A 529-nucleotide genomic window follows, 5' to 3' on the forward strand; every position below is an offset into this window, starting at 1 on the left:
AGCGCCAATAACAAAATCATCATTTCCTGTTCCGCCCGTTAGGTTATTAAAATTAACAAAGTTAACTTCATCAACCGTGCCGTCATTAATCACACCTTGGTTGGTAGCTGTTATTGACCACGTATTGGCGATATTACTTGCGGTAAATTCGTTACTGCCTGTTCCGGTAACGGTTTCAATAGCTGAAATGTCTGTACCGATAACAACCGACTGGCTAGCTGTGGTAAGTTTTAAGGTATCAAGGCCTGCACCACCACTGATTAAGCCTGTGATGTTATCCATCAATGCCAAGGTAAAATCATCTACCTCGCTACCACCAGTAAGCTTGTCAAAGTTAACAAAGTTAACTTCATTCGATGAACCGAAATTAATTACACCTTGGTCTTTAGCGTTTATTGACCAAGTATTATCAATATCACTCGCGATTAAGGTATTGCTGCCTGTACCGGTAACCGTTTCAATGCCTGAAATATTGTCGCCGATAGTAACCGTTTGGCCAGCGGTATCGAGTGTCAAGGTATCTAGACCT

At 41.8% G+C, this 529-nt stretch carries 1 protein-coding gene; it reads right to left on the minus strand.

All coding sequences use genetic code 11. The features are described from left to right. Positions 1–529: hypothetical protein (locus CXF85_RS00080; protein ID WP_157828989.1), on the minus strand; the 529-nt coding region annotated here is incomplete at both ends.

This window comes from Colwellia sp. 75C3 (assembly GCF_002836255.1).
In the GTDB taxonomy this organism is placed as follows: domain Bacteria; phylum Pseudomonadota; class Gammaproteobacteria; order Enterobacterales; family Alteromonadaceae; genus Colwellia.